The organism is Corynebacterium sp. HMSC062E11 (genome assembly GCF_001811845.1).
In the GTDB taxonomy this organism is placed as follows: Bacteria; Actinomycetota; Actinomycetes; order Mycobacteriales; family Mycobacteriaceae; genus Corynebacterium; species Corynebacterium hesseae.
The window spans coordinates 114,365-133,930 of record NZ_KV806781.1 but is presented as its reverse complement, the minus strand read 5'-3'; the positions used below and the strand labels follow the sequence as shown (position 1 = coordinate 133,930).

Here is a 19,566-nt window from a genome sequence, read left to right as displayed (position 1 = left end):
ACGACACTGCTACCAAATAGCCGGTCGCAACAATCCACCGCTTGATTCCGCCCTGAGTAAAGGGCGTTTTTGGCCGTGAAAACGCCTTATGGCTGATGCCTTTTGTCAGACGCCCTTTGTCAGATGCCTCCAGCACGTCGATGGAGGCACGCCGACGTTGCGCGCTGCAAGGGGAGCAAGGAAGGTAATCCGTTTCGCGAAGAGACATGCAGTTCTCTACAGAAACGGTCGTTGTGTCCCGACTTAGGTCTTGGGTGGGTGCCGCAACGTCACTCTTAACATTGCTACCGGGCGTTTACGGCGGTGGGGTGGGGTTTCCGCACTAAAATGACCTAAGTCGGGCAAGATCCCGCCCGCACCTCACGGGCGCCCCCACTTCAAAAGATGTGCGCCACACGCACAAAGAAACCGGCGGCCAGCAACCACGAGGCTTGTGGTGCCAGCCGCCGGATTCGCAGAAGCGGTATGAGACTACTTAATCCCTGAAGTAGCTCAGCAGACGGAGAATCTCCGTGTACAGCCAGACCAAGGTCACGGCCAAACCAAGAGCGATACCCCAGGCATACTGCGCCGGAGCACCCTGGCGAATCAGGCGGTCTGCCTGGTCGAAGTCTGTCATAAAGGACAAGGACGCCAGAACAATGCAGACGAGGGAGAAGATGATGGAAAGCATGCCACCATCACGCAGCGGATTAAAGCCGAAGAAAATAGCGCCCAACATGTTACCCAGAGCCAACACGGCCACGCCGGCAATGAGGCCGAACATGATCTTGTTGAACTTCGGGGTGACCTTTACCGCACCGGTCTTGTAGACCATCAGCATGCCGATAAAGACGCCTACGGTACCCATGATTGCTTGGCCGATAACTGCCATGCCATCGGAATTGCCGAAAGATACGCCGGCAAACATAAGGGAGAATCCGCCCACAAAGAGGCCCTCAAACACGGCATAAATCAACGTGACGGCTGCAGAACCAAACTTCTTGCCAAACGTTGAGACAAGAACAGTAATGAAACCGCCGAGCGCACCGACCAAGGTAAGAATCATCGCGATGCCTGGGTTAATCAACTCGCCAACAGCAAAGTTGAGCACGGCCATGACGATGATGACGCCAAGAGTAATGCCAGTCTTGGTCACGACATCATCAACAGTCAGCGGCCGATCGGCGCTGCGATTCTCCTGGATAAATGGATTATCGCTCTGACCGTAGGGATTGCCGCCCTGGGTCTGATTTTGGCTGGACGAGAGGGAACTCATGACGGGGTTGCTAGAACGCACGCGAATCCCGATTCCTTTCACAGTCTTTCTCTAAAAAGCGGCCTCTAGGGCCGCCTTGTTTGTCGTTTCATAAAGATCAACGCGCCCCACTGCTAGGAAGTTCCCAAAAATCTCAAAATTCGCAAAATTGTCCACGCGTAACAGGAATGCGTCGACAAGCACTGTGATTGACCAGTACGTGTGGAAATAGTGAGCACTTACGGCTGTCGGTTTTGACATTCACCCCACGCGTACCGGTTGCAAAGGGCTACTATCCATACATCTGGCCATCCCTTCCTTGAAAGAGAGTAATCCGGATGAAGAAGCTTTGTTTTGTACTCACAGCGAGTGCGGTGTTCCTTGGCGGATGTGGCAATGACACTGAGCCCGCGCCCACCCCAACTAGAACCAACATCTCGAGCACCATCGAAAGTCCCTCGATTACTAGCGCCACAAGTGCCTATGAATCCACGAAGCCGTCGACTACATCCGAGGAGTTTCAACCTGAGCCAGTCCGACCTGAAACCGACGCCCCTATGGCCGACGAAGTGCCTGCAGAGCCCACCGTTCTCGAATGTCTTGAGGGGACCCCCGGACCAGCTCGATGGTCTGATGGCACCGTTGCCTACTCCCAGTGGTGCTTCGACACCCTTGGCGGCGAGGAATATCTCGAAGCCGAGCACAGCGCAGGGCTGATAGCGCCAGAACAACAGCAACCAAGACAACCGAGCCCGTGGGTGCAGGGCCAGATTGATTGGGCGAATTGTCTTGAGTCTGGTAAGTCGGAAGAACAATGCCGATTAGAACTCAACTAGAAGGCGAATGACAAACACAAACGTGCAGCAAAGAAAAACGAGACACCGGCCGGAACGATGTCTCGAGACTTCACATGGTGCCCCCAGTGGGACTCGAACCCACACTGAATCGATTTTAAGTCGACTGCCTCTGCCGATTGGGCTATGGGGGCCAAACCGTGCCCACTCATCTTAGGGCACGGGTAGGCATGGACTGAAAATAGGGTCGGCTTCTGCGTAACTCTTTTGGTTTGAGTTCGCTAACTGTCAGCGAGGCCGCTGATGATGCCGTCGAGGATGTCCTTCTCGCTGATGAAGAAGGAACGGGCTTCACTGTTGCGCTCAATCATCGTCATGATGCCCTCGATGGCCACGCATCCACCACCGATGACATCTGCGCGCCCGGGGTGGATGACGGGGTTGAGAGCGCGCACATCCGAAGGCAATCCAATCATCTGTCGGGTGAGCACCCGCAGCGCATCGAAGCGAAGCTCGGAACCGTGGATGGAGTCGGCATCGTAACGCTCCATCCCCTGGGCAAGCGCCGAAAGAGTCGTAAACGTACCGGCACAGCCAACGAAGGTGAGGGCTTTGTCGATGGGAACGATCTTCTCCACTTCGGCCATGCGCTCAGCAACATAGTCGCTAGCAATCTCAATCTCGGCCTCCGTGGGAGGATCGGTGCGCATGATGCGCTCGGTAAGCCGCACGCACCCCATCTGAGCAGAGTGCGAGCCGAGAATCTCGCCGTCGATTGTCCCCACGACGAACTCCGTCGAGCCACCGCCCAAGTCGATGACGCAATACGGGCCCTCCTCAGAGTGCAGGTCCCCCACCGCACCGGTAAAGGACAGCAGTGCCTCTTCCTCACCGGAAATTACCTCCGCGCGAGCCCCCGGCTGGATTTCACCGAGTAGCTCCTCGGTCATGTTGAAGAACTCGCGGTGGTTCTTTGCATCACGAGTGGCCGAGGTGGCGACCATGCGCACGCGCTCGACCTTTTCAAACTTCATTTGTTTGACGTAGCCTTCAAGAGCCACGCGAGTGCGCGCAAGAGCTTCAGGATCAAACTCACCGGTAGCATCGACGCCCTGGCCAAGGCGGACGATCTCCATCGTGCGGGTGATGTCCCGGATCTTGCCATCCTCCTGAATCTCGCTGATGAGCAGGCGAATGGAGTTGGTTCCGCAGTCGACAGCAGCGACGCGAGTCATAGGGCTAGCCTTTCTTTTAACCGGCGTTAGAAAAATCGAACTGGGTCATGTCGATGCCCAGGTCCCCCACGGTTGGCCAATCCTCAGGGATGGCGCTTCCCCGGAGTTTACCGTGCTCCGCAGCCATCGCGACGGCCTCGGTACCAAAGCGCACGCGGCCCGGCCCCTCAGCTAAGGCATAAGCGATGAGAACGTGGAGGCACTTCACGCGCTCTGGCATGCCGCCACCTGAAAACTCAGTGCCCAGGTCTTCCATGGCGTTACGGGTTTCCAGGTAGTGTTCGTGCGCCGCCTGGTAATCCTGCTGCAGGTCCTCTTCTTGGGCGAGGCGCTGCTCCATCCACTTCATGACATGGGCGACTTCAAGGCGCGATGCTTCGGCAGTCAGGCGCGGGTCGGTGAGGTAGTAAAGGGTGGGAAACGGGGTGCCGTCGGGAAGCTTGGGCGCGGTTTTAATCACCGCTGGGGCTCCGTCCGGGGTGCGGTAAGCAATGTCCACGACGCCGCGCGGGGCGCGACCCAACTGTTCGCGGACGACTTCAAGGTCAGCATCGGTCACGGTCATAGGAACCATTGTGACATGGAGATATGGATGAGTCCTATTCAGCAGGTGTTTCCGGTAGGTTTTCCGCATCTTCCGATACTGAATCCCACAGCACCGTGTACCACTCGCGGTCGTCGGCATCCTCACGACGCTCTGAGGTCACCGTGTCACCAGAGTCCATGCGCGGATCCATGATGCGAAAGGCCATCTCGCCTTCATCCATGACACCGAAGCGGCGGCGCGCCTCCTCCTTGACGTATTCCTCGGATCGATACTTGTCAATCTCCGTGAGGAGGTCATCCTTCTGTGCCTGCTTGGCGACGATTGAGCTTTCCAGCCGCGCAATCTCCGATTGGCCGTGGTAGTAATTTCGCAGCGGAACGGCAATGGATAGCAGTACTACGAGAACAACAGCGATGATCACGCCGATCCCGAGGATGTCTAGCCCTTTGGGCTGCACCGGCGCTTTCTTCCGTTTAGCTCGCTGCTCATCGCGGGCACGCGTGCGAACCGGAACGGTGTTCCGGCGTTTCGTGCGGGGAGAAGTTGTGCGTGCCATCGGAAAGCCATTGTATCCCGGACCGGCCCAGGTGCTGTGCGGCGCGCGACGTGTCCCAGAAATAACATGCGCCTCAGAAGTTTTGGGCTGGGCCTGTTCGGGGCCGGACAACAGGAAAGGTGCCACGATCAAAACGATTAAAAGGTGCCACAGTTACTGTGGCACCTTATTCTTTCACCAGTAGTTCAGCGAGCGGCCTGTGCAGACCACTGCTGGGATTTGGGGTTGAGTCCTAGCCCTGGAAGCGCGGGAATGCGGAGCGGCCGGCGTAAACTGCGGCGTCACCCAGTTCCTGCTCAATGCGCAGAAGCTGGTTGTACTTGGCAACGCGCTCAGAGCGGGCCGGAGCACCGGTCTTGATCTGGCCGCAGTTCAGAGCAACGGCGAGATCAGCAATGGTGGTGTCCTCGGTCTCACCGGAGCGGTGGGACATCATGGTGCGGTAGCCATTGCGGTGTGCCAGCTCAACGGCGTCGAAGGTCTCGGTCAGGGTACCGATCTGGTTAACCTTCACCAGCAGAGCGTTGGCGGCCTTCTTCTCAATGCCTTCCTTCAGGCGAGCCGGGTTGGTGACGAAGAAGTCATCGCCGACAATCTGCACCTTGTCACCGATAGCTGCGGTGAGCTTGGTGTAGCCCTCCCAGTCATCTTCCTGCAGCGGGTCCTCGATGGACACGATCGGGTAGTTGGCGATGAGGTCCTCGTAGACCTTGGCCATCTCCTCAGCGGTGTGCTCGCCGCCCTCGAAGTGGTACTTGCCGTCCTTGTAGAACTCGGAGGATGCAACGTCGAGAGCCAGGGCGACATCCTTGCCCGGCTTAAAGCCGGCCTTCTCGATGGCCTCAACGATGAGGTCCAGAGCTGCCTTCGTGGACTCAGCCTCCGGAGCGAATCCGCCCTCGTCACCCAGGCCGGTGGACAGGCCCTTGGACTTAATAACGGCCTTCAGTGCGTGGTAGACCTGTGCGCCCATGCGCAGGGCCTCGCTGAAGGACTCGGCACCGATCGGGGCGATCATGAACTCCTGAACGTCAACGCCGGAGTCAGCGTGGGCACCACCGTTGACGATGTTCATCATCGGAACGGGCAGGACATGAGCGTTCGGGCCGCCAATGTAGCGGTAGAGCGGAAGGCCAGCAGACTCGGCAGCGGCCTTGGCGGCTGCGATGGACACGCCCAGGATGGCGTTGGCGCCGAGGCGGGACTTGTTATCCGTGCCGTCCAGCTTGATCAGGGCCTGGTCGATGAGACGCTGGTCATCGGCCTCGAAGCCGGCAAGTTCATCAGCGATCTCTTCGTTGACGTTCTCAACAGCCTTCAGAACGCCCTTGCCCAAGTAGCGGTCACCACCGTCACGCAACTCGTGAGCCTCGTGAACACCGGTGGAAGCGCCAGACGGAACGCCGGCGACACCGCGTGCACCATCGTCGAGGAATACTTCAGCCTCAACGGTGGGGTTGCCGCGGGAATCAAGAATTTCGCGTGCCATTACGTGGATGATGTCAGCCATGCTGCTTTCACTCCTATAGAGCCAAATTGATCTTGGGTTCGTGTTCTGGGAGGGGCTCCCAAACCACCTGGGGACAATTGTTCCAGAAAACTTCGGAACGTGTCGGGCGGAAACGGACAACGTGACATAGATCTAGAAAGAGGCTAGGACACGGCAGGCTGTTCAATGGCGTAGGAATTTGCGGCTGCTGCGACTTTGCCCAGGTAGTCCTCAGATTGGTTGTAGTTGAGGACGGCCGAACGCCATCCCTCTGGCGTGGAAAGATCCCTATCTCCGTGACACAGCAGTGCGGCAGCACCCAACGCGGCATCGTCGATTTGATTGGGATCAGCAACGCCATCGCCGTTGGCATCTCGGCCTAGATGCTCCCACGAAGAAGCGATGAATTGCATGGGGCCAACCGCCCGATCAAACTCGACATCGCCGTCAATGGCGCCGCCATCGCTATCAGGAACCAAAGTGGTGTTGTTAGTTCCGTCGAGAGGAATGCCCACAATGGGCGGGTCGGGATAACCATTCTCATCAAGGGAGGAACGGTCGAAGAGGCTTCCATTATAGGTCCCGTGACGAGTTTCTACCCAGCCGATACCGGCGAGGGTATTCCAGCGCAGATTACAGTTCGGCCAGGATTGCCGCGCGATCAGCTCGGCGTTGCCGTAGGCCCGCAATGCCTGGGCGGGGATACTGGTGGCGTCGGCAAGCTGGTCGGACCACCACGTCAGCTTGTCCGCCGTGCGCCCCGGCCCGTCGACATCAATAGCGGGCACCTCTGCCCCGCCCACGGGTGGAAGTTCCTCTGGGACGGGGGAAAGCTGCCGGAACGGGGATGGTTTATCCAGGAAGGAAAGACTCCAGGCCACCAAGGAAATGATCAGAATGATGGCCAAGACAATGCCGAGGCCACAGCCCCCGATCCTCCTAAGCCCCTGCGTCATAAAGGTGAATACTACAGCCCGTTGCAGGAAGGGGGTCGAGCGACACAGAGGGCGCCACGAGGCGACCGTATAGGCAAGACCTACGACAATCGCGGAACAAAAGTTATGTCCAAATGTTCCCATGCGTAACATTCTGCGCTACACTGCAGCGGTGAACAGAGAGCCGAGGCCCTGCTGGTGCTCCACGTTCTATCACTGTCCGTTCTAGAAACGTGCCTTTCTCTTAGCCAAGGAGTTCCATGTCCATCCGTCGTATCCTCGCTACTGCTTCCGCCGTTGTCGCCCTCGGCGCAATCACCCCCGCCACCGCTTCTGCCGCTTCCCTGACTGAGCTGGGCGGCTTCCTCTCCCAGGGCATCCAGTCCGCTGATTGCAACACCCTGCGTAGCACCCTGACGCTGATTGATCAGAGCACCGAGGGTGAGTTGCTTACTCCGAACACCACCCGCAACCAGCTGTCCAAGAACCTCACCGCACTGGGCAACTCTGAGGAACTCGGCCCGCTGGCCTTGGCCGCCGTGAAGTACTCCGGCCAGACCGCCGACCGCGCCCTCGAGTGCAAGATCGTCAAGGAAGACACTCTCGCTACCGGCGGCACCGGCCTTTCCTCCACGATCGCTGACTACGCTCCCCTGCTGTCCTCGATGATCCAGAAGGGCTAGTTCTTTTCTCGGGCCTTACCCTCGGCCCACAGGCGCTCCTGCTCCTCTACCCCCACGACGTCCTCCGTGCCGTCGAAAAGGTAGGGCGCGCGCGAGCGCATTTTGTTGACGAAAGACATCGCAACATCGTCGAGAGTAAAAGCCCCACGGCGTGCCGCGATCTCGGCGTGAAAGAGGACCTGTAAGAAGACATCGCCGAGCTCCTTGCGTAGCTCGGCGTCAGAGGCACGCTCCCGCACCGCCTGGGCGAATTCCGCCGACTCTTCTTCTAGATACGGCAGCAAAGTTTCGTGGGTTTGATCGCGCTCCCACTCCCCGATGCGCCGCGCACGCGACATCACCTCACGTGCCTTCCACATCGGTTCCTCAAGGGAGGGGGCGAGGATGAGGTCCGCATCAGCGTCGATAAGCGCGCGCACCTGCGGGTGTGATGGATCTGTGCTCACCACAACACCATGGCCTTCCGGATCCTCACCGCACAACAGTGAATCAAAGTCCCAGCGCACCTTCACCGGAACTTCATCAGTGAAAACAACAGGGCCCTGCAGTTTCCCAACGGCCTCCATAGGGATTAACGTGGGCCAGCGCGGATCTAACAACAGGACAGTCATAAGCAACGAGTATAGGTCCCCAGTTCTTTGAACTTTCGCTGCAGTTGCACAAACGCCCGCCTGAAGGGGTATTTTTAACCAATGACCACTTCCAATCTCACCGAATCGCCGCGCACGCACTCTGTGACGTTGTGGACGCTCATCGCGCTCATCATCGGTTCCACGGTGGGCGCCGGAATCTTCTCTCTTCCGCAGAACATCGCCTCCGTGGCCGGCCCTGGCGCCATGCTCATCGGCTGGCTCATCGCCGGCGTGGGCATGCTCTCTGTCGCCTTCGTTTTCCAAATTCTCGCGCACCGCAAGCCGCACCTCGACTCCGGTGTCTACTCCTATGTCCGCGCCGGCCTGGGTGATTTCATCGGTTTTACATCTGGCTGGGGCTACTGGCTGGGTTCCGTCATGGCACAGGTGGGCTATGCCACCCTGTTCTTCAACACCATTGGCCACTACGTCCCTTTCTTTGACACCGACCACCGCTGGGTCTCCGCCATCGCTGTATCGGTGTTGTCCTGGGGTATCTTTGCTGTGCTGGCACGCGGAATTAAGCAGGCGGCGATCATGAACATGGTGACGTCCATCGCCAAGATCGTCCCCATCCTGGCCTTCATCGTCATCCTCGCTTTCGTAGGCTTTAGCTGGGATAAATTCACTCTTGACTTCTGGGGCGAGGCCTCCGATAAGACCCTCTTCGAGCAGATTCAGGGCATCATGCTCTTCACCGTGTGGGTCTTCATCGGTGTGGAGGGCGCATCCGTGTACTCCAAGCAGGCGCGCACGCGTGCCGACGTCGGCCGCGCCACCGTCATCGGCTTCATCAGCGTTCTGGCATTGCTGGTATCCGTGTCCACTCTGAGCTTCGGCGTGCTTACCCAGGAGGAGCTCGCAGCGCTGCCGGATAACTCGATGGCGTCCGTGCTCACCGCGGCCGTGGGCGAATGGGGCGGCGCTCTCATTTCCCTCGGCCTGTGCCTCTCCGTGCTCGGTGCCTACGTGTCCTGGCAGATGCTGTGCGCGGAGCCGATTGTCATGATGGCCTTCGATGGTCTTCTCCCCCGCAAGATCGGCACCATCAACATCGCCGGTGCGCCGTGGGTAGCGCAGTTGATTTCCACGCTGACGATTCAGCTCTTCGTCATCGTCTTCTTCCTCAACGAAACTTCTTATAACGCCATGGTGCAGCTCGCCACCATCATGTACCTGCTGCCCTACATCTTCTCTTCCCTTTACCTGGTCCTCTTGGCCGTGCGCGGCAAGGGGTTGACTCACCCGCATGCCGGGGTGCGCTTCGATATTTCAGGCCCGAAGGTCAGCCGCCGAGAGAATCGCCGCCACCTCTGCATCGGCCTCGTCGCCTTCATCTATTCCCTGTGGCTCATCTATGCCGCCGACCCGGTTTATGTTCTTCTCGGCGCGCTGGCCGTGGTCCCCAGCATGATTCCTTATGTGGCCACCCGCCTGTACAAGAAGGAACGCGTGTTCAACACCTTCGAATGGTTCGTGGTAGCGCTGGTAGTTATCGGCGCGGTTGCCGCGGTGTGGGGCTTGAGCACGGGCCGCCTGGCGCTCTAGAAAACCTGGGGCGCCGAGCGGCGCGACAACACCGCATAGGCGATGCAGCTTGCTATCCACAACACGTGGCCGATAGCGCTGATGACGAGGAAGATGCCTCCAGTGATCGAGGCCGCTTCCTCGTTGCCAAACCACCACGTCGGAACGGTGGCTGGTCCGACGTCCCCAAAATCCGGCACGTTGGTATTGCCCACGATAAAGCCGATGAACACTAAAGCCAGGGACACCCACGCCCATGCCAGCTTGCTTGTGTAATCACCGCGGATGAACAGCGGGAGTAAACCAAGCAGCACCCAGATGCCAACCAGGATTACTCCGAACATCATCAACATGAAGGTGAGCCAACCACCGTTCTCGCCGCTGAACTTGATCACCAGTGAGACGGGGATGCTGAGCAGCGAGGCAGCCATCCACACCGCCACTAAAACGATTCTGGGATTGGCCCGAGAACTCCCGGCGGCGGTGCTGGCGTCCATTATTTTTCTCCTACGCTAATGACATTCTTCTTAGTCTTAGCACCACTGACGTCGACGCGCTCGAGTTCGAACATCGAGGCCAAGAAGTCCGCCACCCACTGCAGGAGTTCGATGTCACGCAGCTTCGGGTCCGTGACGTTGCGTCCGGCCTTGGGGAAGTTGAGCTGGATGGCCTTGGCAGCTGCACGGTAGTTGGAGCCTGGGAAGAGGCGCTTGAGGCGTACCTGCTTGGAATCCGCCAGCTCCACCGGATGGACCTTGATGCGCGTGCCCTGCACCGTGATATCGCTGACCCCGGCCCGGCGGGCCTGGTGGCGCAGGCGAGCCACGGCGAGCAGACGCTCGACCGGCTCCGGAATGGGCCCGTAGCGGTCCTGCATCTCCTCCACCACATGTGCCAGGTCCGCGTTGTCCTTGGAGGCCGCCAGCTTGCGGTAGACCTCCAAACGCAAGCGCTCGGAGTTGATATAGGACTCCGGAATATGGGCATCCACCGGAAGATCGATGCGGATTTCCTTCGGGCCTTCGTCCGTGACCACGGGAGTCTCACCACGCGCGAGCGCCTTGAAGGTCTCCACTGCCTCACCGACAAGGCGCACGTAGAGGTCAAAGCCCACACCGGCGATGTGGCCCGATTGCTCAGCACCCAGCACGTTGCCAGCACCGCGCATCTCAAGGTCCTTCATGGCCACGGCCATACCGGCGCCCAGATCGTTGTTTTGGGCGATAGTGGCCAGGCGGTCATAGGAGGTTTCCGTCAGCGTGGCCCCCTTCGGGTACAGGAAGTAGGCATAGCCGCGCTCGCGGGAGCGGCCCACGCGCCCGCGCAGCTGGTGCAGCTGGGACAGGCCCATGTGGTGGGCGTTTTCCACGATGAGGGTATTCGCGTTCGCAATATCCAGGCCGGTTTCCACGATGGTGGTACACACCAGGACGTCGAATTCGCGGTCCCAGAATCCTTGGACGGTGCGCTCAAGGACGTCCTCGTTCATCTGGCCGTGTGCCACGACGATTCGCGCTTCTGGGACTAGGTCCCGCAGCTCGCGGGCCTTCTTTTCGATATCCGCAACCTTGTTGTGGATGAAGAAGACTTGGCCGTCGCGCAGCAGCTCGCGGCGGATGGCCGCGGCCACCTGCTTATCCTCATACGCGCCAACATAGGTCAGGACCGGGTGGCGGTCCTCCGGCGGGGTCAGGATGGTGGACATCTCGCGGATGCCCGCCATGGACATCTCCAAGGTGCGCGGAATCGGCGTCGCGGACATGGTGAGCACGTCCACGCTGGCCTTGAGCGCCTTGATGTGCTCCTTGTGCTCCACACCGAAACGCTGCTCCTCATCCACCACGATGAGGCCCAAGTTCTTCCACTGAACGCCAGTCTGCAACAAACGGTGGGTACCGATGACGATGTCTACGGAACCATCCGCCAAACCGGCGAGAATCTCCTTGGATTCCTTGGTCGAGGTAAAGCGCGAAAGCACCTCGATATCCACCGGGAAGCCCTGCATGCGCTCGCGGAAAGTATCGGTGTGCTGCTGGGCCAGCAAAGTGGTGGGCACGAGGACCGCGACTTGCTTGCCGTCCTGTACGGCCTTGAAGGCTGCGCGCACGGCCACCTCGGTTTTGCCATAACCCACATCGCCGACGACCACGCGGTCCATCGGCACCGTGGATTCCATATCCTGTTTGACGGCGTCGATGGCCAGCATTTGGTCCTCGGTCTCGACGAAGGGGAAATTATCCTCCATCTCGGCCTGCCACGGGGTATCGGGGCCAAACTGGTGACCGGGTGCGGCCTGGCGCTTGGCATAGAGTTCCACCAGCTCACCGGCGATCTCGCGCACCGCGGCGCGCGCCTTCTTCTTGGTGTTCTTCCAGTCCGAGCCGCCCATCTTGGACAACGTCGGCGTCTCACCGCCGGTGTATTTGCTCAGCAAATCCAGCGAATCCATGGGGACCCACAGCTGGTCAGCCGGCTGGCCGCGCTTGGAGGCGGCATACTCCAACACGATGTATTCGCGGCGCGAAGTCTCGTCACCGGATTGAACGGTGCGCTCGGCCATCTTGAGGAACTTGCCGATGCCATGGGTCTCATGCACCACGTAGTCACCCTGCTTGAGTGCGAGGGGATCCACGCGGTTGCGGCGCTTTGCTGGGCGACGCTTCGCCCCCGCAATATCGCCCACACGGTTACCCGTCAGGTCAGTTTCCGTGATGACGACCAGCGGTAGCGCTTCAGCGTCCTTGAGCTTGCGTACCTTCGGGAACACCAGACCAGCATGGGACAAGGCCTGGTAGAGAGTGACCTCGCCGGGGCTCGGCTCCCAGCCAGGTGTGGCCACCTTCGTGGGGATACCTTTTTCCGCAAAGCGCTCCACCATGCGCTTGATAGCACCCTGGGCAGGTGCGATGAAGGCAGCACGACCGCCGGCCGTGGTGTGCGCCAGAAGCTGCGCCATCATGGCATCAATCTCTGGGATATCACCGCGTGGGGTGGGCCCGGGCTCAAAGTCCAGCGGCAGGGTCTCCGACTCCGCGGCGGCGAACATCCCCGGAGGGGCGAAAGTCCACAGCGGGGCCTCGATATTCCGGCACGTCGCTTCCAACGACTCATAGGAGCGATAACTCGACGCCGATGTATCCAAGCCCTCGGCCGCCAACGGGCCATCCGCGCCCATCGCGGCGGCTTCCCAGCCAGCAGCCAAGAACTCCGCATCGGTGGATTCCAGGTCAGCAATTCGCGTGCGGATCTTTTCCGGCGCCACAAGCAACACGTGTGTGCCCGGGGCAAGCAGTTCGGGGAGGGTGACAAAGGGGGCGTCGGCAAGCACGGCCAGCACGGCTTCCATACCTTCAGCCGGGATGTGCTCCCCCACTTTGGTCAGAAGCTCCGCCAGGGCTGCGTTGCCCCCAAACTTCTGCGCCAGCTCGCGGGCGCGCGCGGCGACCTCATTGGTGATCGGCAGCTCGCGGGCGGGATAGATGGCCACCTCACCCACCTCGATCTCGGGGATGGCACGCTGGTCAGCCACGGAGAACTGACGAATATCCGTAATCTCATCACCCCAGAACTCCACGCGCACCGGGTAATCCGACGTGGTGGGGAAAACATCGAGAATGCCGCCGCGCGTGGCGTACTCACCGCGCTTGGCCACCATGTCCACGTGTTTGTAGGCGCGAAACTCCAGCTCCGACAGGATATGCGCGAGCTCGTGCTCATCTTCTTCCTTCAGGAAAATGGGCGCGCGGCCCTCCACCTTGCTCAGGATGGGCTGGCAATATCCGCGGGCGGAGGTCACCACGACCTGGGCTTTGCCCGCCCCCACGAGGTCAAGCACACGCGCCCGCTTGCCGACGATATCCGCGGCCGGCGACAGTCTCTCATGCGGAAGCGTCTCCCAGGCCGGGAAATGAGCCACCTTCTCCCCCAGCATGGCTGTCAGCTCCGCAGTGAGATCCTCCGCCTCACGCCCGGAGGCAGTCACCACCAACACCGGTGCGTGGTGCGCCAGCGTGCCGATGGCCCAGGGGCGGGCCTGGTCGATGCCAGTAATGTGCAATGAGGCTTCCCCCACTTGGGAGGCGAGGCCTTTAAGTTTCGGATCTGAGGCGGCTACCTTGAGCAGCCCGCCCAGCATCGGCGTTGCCACCTACTTAGCTCCCTTCAACTTCGGTGCTGCTTCCATGCCGGATAGACCATTCCAGCACAGATTAACGATGTGCGCGGCAACTGTCTCACGCGAAGGCTCACGCTCATCCAGCCACCACTGGGCTGTGGTGGCCACCATGCCGACGAGCGCCTGGCCGTAAAGCACCGCCAGCTCTGGGTCGAGCCCGCGGTGTTCAAAGGCCTCACCGAGGATGTGCGCGATCTGATTAACTGCTGCATTCAACAACGTGGAGAAACTACGCTCATCCCCTGGCTTGGAATCGCGCACGAGGATCAAGAAACCATCGGTTTCCTCTTCCACATAAGTCAGCAGCGCGACGACCCCCTGTTCGATGCGCTCGCGCCAAGAACCCGTCTGTAGCGATTCCGTCACGACCTTCTCCAAGGCGACAAGCTCGCGATCAATGACGACGGCGTAGAGGCCTTCCTTGCCGCCGAAATGCTCGTAGACCACTGGCTTAGACACACCGGCGCGTGCCGCAATGTCCTCCACGCTGGCGCCATCGAAACCACGTTCTGCGAAGGCCGCACGGCCAATGGAGATCAACTGCTCACGGCGCTCACGCCCGGTCATCCTTTGTCGAACCATGCCTACTACTGTATCTCCCCCACTGGGCATGGCCCGCACCAGCTAAAAGTAAGCCGCAAGCAACGGGAATGCGAGTCTTGGCCACCTGTTTAGGTCTGATACGCACCCGTCGGGTAACATGTCCCCCAGCGCTCATAATGTGGGCGCGTTTCCCCATGGTGTAATCGGCAACACTACGGTTTTTGGTACCGTCATTCTAGGTTCGAGTCCTGGTGGGGAAGCAAGCACAAACACCGCCTGGACTGCAATTTTCAGCTCTTGGCGGTGTTTATTTTCTTTTCTTGCGACCGCGCCTAAATCCCCTGATTTCGGCCTTCCGCGCAATCGACGCCACCTGCGCCGCGGTGTAGTTCAAGGGAGCAATACCAGCGCGCGGAAGCACCCACCCGCGCCAATACGCCATAACCGCTAGGCCAAAGCCCACGAAGGGCGAGATGACCATGCCAAGGGCAAACTTGTCGAAGTGCGCGAAGGATGCCATCACGATTCCTGTAAGCACCGCCGGCACGGCATAGAGCGGGCTTCCCCCAAAGACCGAGGGAATCTGGCCGGAAGCAACATCGCGCACCATTCCGCCACCCACTGCAGTCAAGACGCCCAAGAATACGCAGGCGATAAACGGCATTCCATGGGTCAGCGCCTTCACACATCCAGTCGTGCACCACACGCCCAAGATGACAGCATCCGCGTGCTCGAGGAAGATTTCCCAGGCCTTGCCTTTCAAATCCGTCAAGAAAGCAACGAGCGCGCCCAAACACGCCAGCGTGAGGTACAGCGGATCAGAGATAGCCGCTGCCGGACCGCTGGCGATCAGCATGTCACGAATCATGCCGCCCGCCAGCGCCGAAAAGAGCGCCAGAAAGACGAAACCAATAATGTCGAATTCCCTACGGCGTGCAATCGTGCCACCGATAATGCCGTTGAGCACCACACCGATGAGGTCAAAGACCTGGTACAGGGAATGGATGAGCGGGTCGACGTCCTGAATCACAGATACTGACCATAGCGCACTGATCACACAATTATGATGAATTTGCCTCAGTTCACACTATCGCCAGGCTTGTGTCGTCCCACAGCGCCTTACTCAAGCGCCTCCAACGGCCGACGCTTCCTTAAGTACAGACCTTGAAGCGCATTCACCCCTTGACAGCACGGTGAAGCGCCAAACGTGCTTGGCGACGACCAGGGCAGGGTTTGCACTTCCACGTCTGAACTTTTGTGAAACCGATCCCTCCCCTTTCTGTAATGCTCACTGCTGCTCTGATAGTGGAAACGCAATGCTGTGGGTTTACACTGTTAAGAATTTGTTCACTCTCTTCTCTCGAGGTAAGTCATGTCCCCTTACGATGCACAGCAACAGCCGCAACAGGCACCAGGACAGAATCCTTTTTCCACCACGCCACAACCAGTTGATTCCGGCACGGCAGCCCAGCCGAAGACCCCCAAACCTGCATGGTGGATGGTTCCAGCCGCTGCCCTAGTCGGCGTAGCACTTGGTGCGGGAGCCACCTACGCATTCACTGGTTCTAAAGAGGAACAGGTTTCCGCAGCCTCTGTAGAGCCAGCCTCTTCACAATCCGGAGAATCGAACAATGCCGACACCTCAAATGCACAGGAAGACAGCACCACTGGAGGAACCCTCGACGAACTACCAAAGCTCGGCGAACCGGCCATGAGCGGAAACGAAAAAGTCATCATTGACTCCGTCGAGTTCGCTCCCACGGTGGAACTAAGGAACCAAGATTTCTCCTCTGGGGCGTCTGAAACTGTCATGGAAAGCCCTAAAAATGAAGGCGCACAATTTGTCATCGTTTCTGGAACTGTCTTCAATGAGGGAAAAACCCCACTCATCGCCGACTTCAACAAGTTCGCCTGGATCGCTGACCAGGAAAGCCGCATGTACGACCCCATCAACGACCACTGGCGGGTCCAAGCCAATTGGGATACCCTCAGCGACTCCATTGGCCCCGGATTTTCCACACCATATACCTGGGTATTCGAGGTTCCCGAGGACTTCAAACCCGTAGCTTTTGCCTACGACGACACGGGAGACAACGTGATTGGAAACAGGCTTGCCTCCATCGACGTACGCAGCTAGTGCGCAAGCATACGAAACCGAGCCGCAGAAAATAGCCAGATTCTCAATCCATTGAAACCTGGCTTGGTTCTTGGTTAGCCCTGCGCCTCCGGCGTCGCATAGGGGCTGCGCGAGGAATCCACCACCTGGCCGGCGTGCGCGGAGTGGGCGGTGGCGGTTTGCTCGAAGACTAAGGCGGCGGGTTTAACGCGCACGTCGGGCTTTTCGCCTTTATTGACCATGACGTACTGCCCCATCATTCCCTCGTCCTCATGCAGCAACATGTGGCAGTGGTACATGTACGGGATGGTCTTGTCCGGGAAGTGTCCAAACTCCACCAGCAGGCGCGCGGTTGCCTTCGGCGGAAGATTCACAATGTCCTTCCACCCGGAGTTGAACACATTCATCTTCTCATCGCCGTCCCAGTCCAGAACCTTGAAGCGGGCGTTGTGGATGTGGAAGTTGTGCGGCCAATCAGAGTTCTCATTGGTCACGGTCCAGATTTCCGGGGCGTCATGATCAATGACGGTATCCACCCGCGCCATATCCATCTGCTCACCATTAATCATGAAAGTGTTGAGCACGAACTCGCGCTCCTTGGGCCCATCCGTTGATGGGGTCTTCGCCGCGGCCGGGTCAAGCGTTGCCGGCAGGGCCGATGGCTCCGGCGCGGACTCCGCAGGCCCGGAGATGGTGAGAATGTCAAAGGAATCCTGGAATCCAAAGTCAGCCGCATCCTTGTCTTTGGGCACCCCAAAGTTATCCTTGCGCGGCACCGAGCGCAGCGTGACCTCCTTACCGGGCTCCAAATCCACGATGATTTCGGCGCGCTCGCCCGGGCCGAAGAGGAGGGAGTCGACTTCCACGGGGGCGTCGAGAAGCCCTGTGTCCGTGGCGATGACGTGGAAGGGGCCGTTGCTCAGCTCCAGTGTGTAGAAGCGCATGGAGGCACCGTTGAGCAGACGCAGGCGAACCCGGCGCGTGATGGCGTCGAAGCGCGCGTTGGTAATGCCGTTGACCAGAGGCGTGGTACCCAGAAGACCCAGGGTGTTATCGCTTTTCTCATCGATCTGTCCATCGTCGGTGAACTTCGCGTCCATGATGACCACCGGGATATCATCCACGCCGTAATCCTGCGGCAAGTCAAGACCAGAGGCCACGTCGTCATCAATGAGGAACATCCCCGCCAGCCCACGGTAGGCATGCGTGGCCGTGGCCATGTGCGGGTGCGGGTGGTACCACAGCGTGGCGGCCGGCTGGGTGATCTCCCACTCGGGTTTCCAGGTCTTGCCCACCTCAATTGGCGAGTGCGGGCCGCCATCCGAGTAGGCAGGCAGCTTCATGCCGTGCCAGTGCACCGTGGTCATCTCAATGAGGTTGTTCGTAATTTCCGCGCGGACTTTTTCACCGCGCCGAGCACGCAGCGTGGGGCCTAAGAAGGGACCGTTGAAACCCCACGTCCTGGTGCGGTCGTTGCCGGGGAGGACCTCCGAGTAACCGTCCTGCGCGGTCAGCTTGAAAACTCGCGTTCCGTCAATAACTTCGCCCTCGTCCACAGGCGGGATGGGCAGGGCGCGCGGCTCACCGTCATAGCCCAGTGGCTCCGGCTGATTCTTCGACCCCGAGGTGGAGCAGGCGCTCAACCCCATCACGGCGGCACCGGCGATGGTGAGCACGGAGCCTTGGACGAAGACACGGCGGGACACTGTGGGACGAGCGGAGATAAACATGTTTTCCAGGATAGAGATCAGGCAAACCTTAGGGCCCGGATAAGGTCGAGCCGGGCTTAAAATCACAGTCATGACCCAGAGCTCGTCCCCCTCCCAGGAATCCGCCAATGCCCGCCGCTTCGTGTGGTCGAACGGCCTGCAAGGCGTGGGCGATCAATTGCTCTCCGGCAAGACCGTCCTCCCCTGGCTGTTCAGTGCGGCCGGGGTGCCGGGCTTCTTCACGGGCTTACTGGTCCCCTTGCGCGAGTCCGGCTCCATGCTCCCGCAGGCGGCCCTGACCCCGTGGGTGGTGTCCCATCCCGCCCGCAAGCGCCTGTGGGTACTGGGCTCGGTGGGCCAGGGTGTGTGCGCGGCGATTATCGCAGCGGCTGCTGTGCTTGTTCGCGGCCCCCTCCTCGGCCTCATTGTCTGCCTCGCGCTAGCTGTTCTCGCCGTGCTCCGGGCGCTGTGTTCGCTCACCGGCAAGGACGTCCAGGGCCGCACCATCTCCAAGGGACGCCGCGGCCTGGTGACCGGACGGGCCACGCAGCTCGGCGGGGCGGTCACCCTGATTACCGGTGGTGTCCTCGCCGTACTAGGTGAGCTCCCGCGCTGGGGTCTGGCGGTGTTGCTGGCCATCGGCGCGGCCACGTGGTTCCTTGCTGCAGCGGTCTTTCGCAGCATCGAGGAGCCTGTGCCGGAGAACTCCGGTCAGAAGGGCATAAATCACAGCTGGTGGAAGGACACGTGGCAGCTATACACCCAGGATGCCCGCTTCCGTGGCTTCGTTAACGTCCGCGCCCTGCTGTTGGTCTCCGCCTTGTCCACATCCTTCATCGTGGTGCTTTCGCAGAACATCGGCTCGCAGGCGCTCAGTGGGCTCGGCGGCTTTGTCCTAGCTTCAGGCTTAGCCAGTCTCGTCGGCGGCCGGGTTTCCGGTGTGTTGTCCGATAAGTCCTCCCGCTTAGTTATGTCCTGGGCTGCGGGTGCCGCGGCGATCATCTTGCTGGCCATCGTGGCCTGTGCCGCGTGGGCGCCGAAAGCAGTGAGTATGTGGGCGCTTCCCCTCGGATTCTTCCTGGTCAACCTGGCGCACGCCGCCATCCGCGTGGCTCGCAAGACTTATGTGGTGGACATGGCTGGTGAGGATAAGCGCACCCGCTACGTCGGGGCCGCAAACACCATGATGGGCGTCATCCTCCTCGTCGTCGGCGGTATCTCCGCCGTCATTGCACTCGCGGGCCCCTCGGCGGCCATTCTGTTCTTAGCGTGCATCGGCCTGATTGGCGCATGGCGTGCCCGAGCACTCCCGGAGGTGTCACACGGGAAGTAGGCAGCACGCGTTATGATGAAACACAGTAAGTCCTGACCCCCAATCACAGGAGAAGC

At 59.8% G+C, this 19,566-nt stretch carries 17 protein-coding genes and 1 tRNA gene; 4 read left to right on the top strand and 14 right to left on the bottom strand.

All coding sequences use genetic code 11. From position 1 onward, the window contains the following. From HMPREF2822_RS13625 to HMPREF2822_RS03305, 8 genes are all read right to left on the bottom strand, one after another. The coding region (locus HMPREF2822_RS13625; RefSeq protein WP_232755562.1) for a hypothetical protein at positions 1 to 208 on the bottom strand (208 nt) is incomplete at its 3' end. Positions 209 to 475: 267 nt separating this feature from the next. Continuing rightward, a complete protein-coding gene (locus HMPREF2822_RS03345; protein ID WP_070520914.1) occupies positions 476 to 1,279 on the bottom strand; it encodes a Bax inhibitor-1/YccA family protein in 804 nt (267 codons plus the stop codon). A gap of 869 nt (positions 1,280 to 2,148) precedes the next feature. Further along, positions 2,149 to 2,225 (bottom strand) — tRNA-Leu (locus tag HMPREF2822_RS03330). Positions 2,226 to 2,312: 87 nt separating this feature from the next. Continuing rightward, entirely contained in the window at positions 2,313 to 3,266 is a 954-nt protein-coding gene (locus tag HMPREF2822_RS03325) for a Ppx/GppA phosphatase family protein (RefSeq protein ID WP_070520908.1), read from the bottom strand. 16 nt (positions 3,267 to 3,282) lie between these two features. Continuing rightward, on the bottom strand, positions 3,283 to 3,831 hold the full coding sequence (locus tag HMPREF2822_RS03320; protein WP_070520905.1) for a DUF501 domain-containing protein: 549 nt from the start codon (positions 3,829 to 3,831) through the stop codon (positions 3,283 to 3,285). A gap of 34 nt (positions 3,832 to 3,865) precedes the next feature. Next, positions 3,866 to 4,369 carry a septum formation initiator family protein gene (locus HMPREF2822_RS03315; RefSeq protein ID WP_070520902.1) on the bottom strand — a complete coding sequence of 168 codons (504 nt, stop codon included), beginning with the start codon at positions 4,367 to 4,369 and terminating at the stop codon, positions 3,866 to 3,868. Positions 4,370 to 4,601: 232 nt separating this feature from the next. Continuing rightward, positions 4,602 to 5,879, bottom strand: coding sequence for a phosphopyruvate hydratase (gene eno, locus HMPREF2822_RS03310; protein WP_070520900.1), 1,278 nt, complete (start codon positions 5,877 to 5,879; stop codon positions 4,602 to 4,604). 143 nt (positions 5,880 to 6,022) lie between these two features. Next, positions 6,023 to 6,814 carry a lysozyme family protein gene (locus HMPREF2822_RS03305; protein ID WP_070520897.1) on the bottom strand — a complete coding sequence of 264 codons (792 nt, stop codon included), beginning with the start codon at positions 6,812 to 6,814 and terminating at the stop codon, positions 6,023 to 6,025. Positions 6,815 to 7,053: 239 nt separating this feature from the next. Here HMPREF2822_RS03305 and HMPREF2822_RS03300 point away from each other — a divergent pair, with 239 nt between their 5' ends. Continuing rightward, a complete protein-coding gene (locus HMPREF2822_RS03300; RefSeq protein ID WP_070520896.1) occupies positions 7,054 to 7,476 on the top strand; it encodes a hypothetical protein in 423 nt (140 codons plus the stop codon). Here HMPREF2822_RS03300 and HMPREF2822_RS03295 read toward each other — a convergent pair. Continuing rightward, on the bottom strand, positions 7,473 to 8,087 hold the full coding sequence (locus HMPREF2822_RS03295; RefSeq protein WP_070520893.1) for a MazG nucleotide pyrophosphohydrolase domain-containing protein: 615 nt from the start codon (positions 8,085 to 8,087) through the stop codon (positions 7,473 to 7,475). The two genes, HMPREF2822_RS03300 and HMPREF2822_RS03295, sit on opposite strands and share 4 nt — an antisense overlap. 81 nt (positions 8,088 to 8,168) lie before the next feature. On the opposite strand from HMPREF2822_RS03295, the gene HMPREF2822_RS03290 reads away from it, so the two are divergent. Beyond that, entirely contained in the window at positions 8,169 to 9,656 is a 1,488-nt protein-coding gene (locus HMPREF2822_RS03290; protein ID WP_070520890.1) for an amino acid permease, read from the top strand. On the opposite strand, the gene HMPREF2822_RS03285 is transcribed toward HMPREF2822_RS03290, so the two are convergent. The 4 genes from HMPREF2822_RS03285 to HMPREF2822_RS03265 form a co-directional block, all read right to left on the bottom strand. Continuing rightward, on the bottom strand, positions 9,653 to 10,132 hold the full coding sequence (locus tag HMPREF2822_RS03285; protein WP_070520887.1) for a hypothetical protein: 480 nt from the start codon (positions 10,130 to 10,132) through the stop codon (positions 9,653 to 9,655). The genes HMPREF2822_RS03290 and HMPREF2822_RS03285 overlap by 4 nt on opposite strands. Continuing rightward, entirely contained in the window at positions 10,132 to 13,770 is a 3,639-nt protein-coding gene (mfd, locus tag HMPREF2822_RS03280; RefSeq protein WP_070520884.1) for a transcription-repair coupling factor, read from the bottom strand. The genes HMPREF2822_RS03285 and mfd overlap by 1 nt, the downstream gene beginning before the upstream one ends. 12 nt (positions 13,771 to 13,782) lie before the next feature. After that, on the bottom strand, positions 13,783 to 14,391 hold the full coding sequence (locus HMPREF2822_RS03275; protein WP_070520882.1) for a TetR/AcrR family transcriptional regulator: 609 nt from the start codon (positions 14,389 to 14,391) through the stop codon (positions 13,783 to 13,785). Between the two features lie 268 nt (positions 14,392 to 14,659). Beyond that, a complete protein-coding gene (locus HMPREF2822_RS03265; RefSeq protein ID WP_232755565.1) occupies positions 14,660 to 15,379 on the bottom strand; it encodes a trimeric intracellular cation channel family protein in 720 nt (239 codons plus the stop codon). Positions 15,380 to 15,724: 345 nt separating this feature from the next. On the opposite strand from HMPREF2822_RS03265, the gene HMPREF2822_RS03260 reads away from it, so the two are divergent. Further along, positions 15,725 to 16,489, top strand: coding sequence for a DUF4352 domain-containing protein (locus HMPREF2822_RS03260; RefSeq protein ID WP_083306803.1), 765 nt, complete (start codon positions 15,725 to 15,727; stop codon positions 16,487 to 16,489). 74 nt (positions 16,490 to 16,563) lie between these two features. Here the strand turns inward: HMPREF2822_RS03260 and HMPREF2822_RS03255 are convergent, their stop codons facing one another. Next, positions 16,564 to 18,198, bottom strand: coding sequence for a multicopper oxidase family protein (locus HMPREF2822_RS03255; protein ID WP_070520877.1), 1,635 nt, complete (start codon positions 18,196 to 18,198; stop codon positions 16,564 to 16,566). A gap of 70 nt (positions 18,199 to 18,268) precedes the next feature. Here HMPREF2822_RS03255 and HMPREF2822_RS03250 point away from each other — a divergent pair, with 70 nt between their 5' ends. Next, the gene (locus HMPREF2822_RS03250) at positions 18,269 to 19,510 is read left to right on the top strand and encodes an MFS transporter (protein ID WP_070520875.1); all 1,242 of its coding nucleotides are present in this window, start codon (positions 18,269 to 18,271) and stop codon (positions 19,508 to 19,510) included. Positions 19,511 to 19,566: the final 56 nt, after the last annotated feature.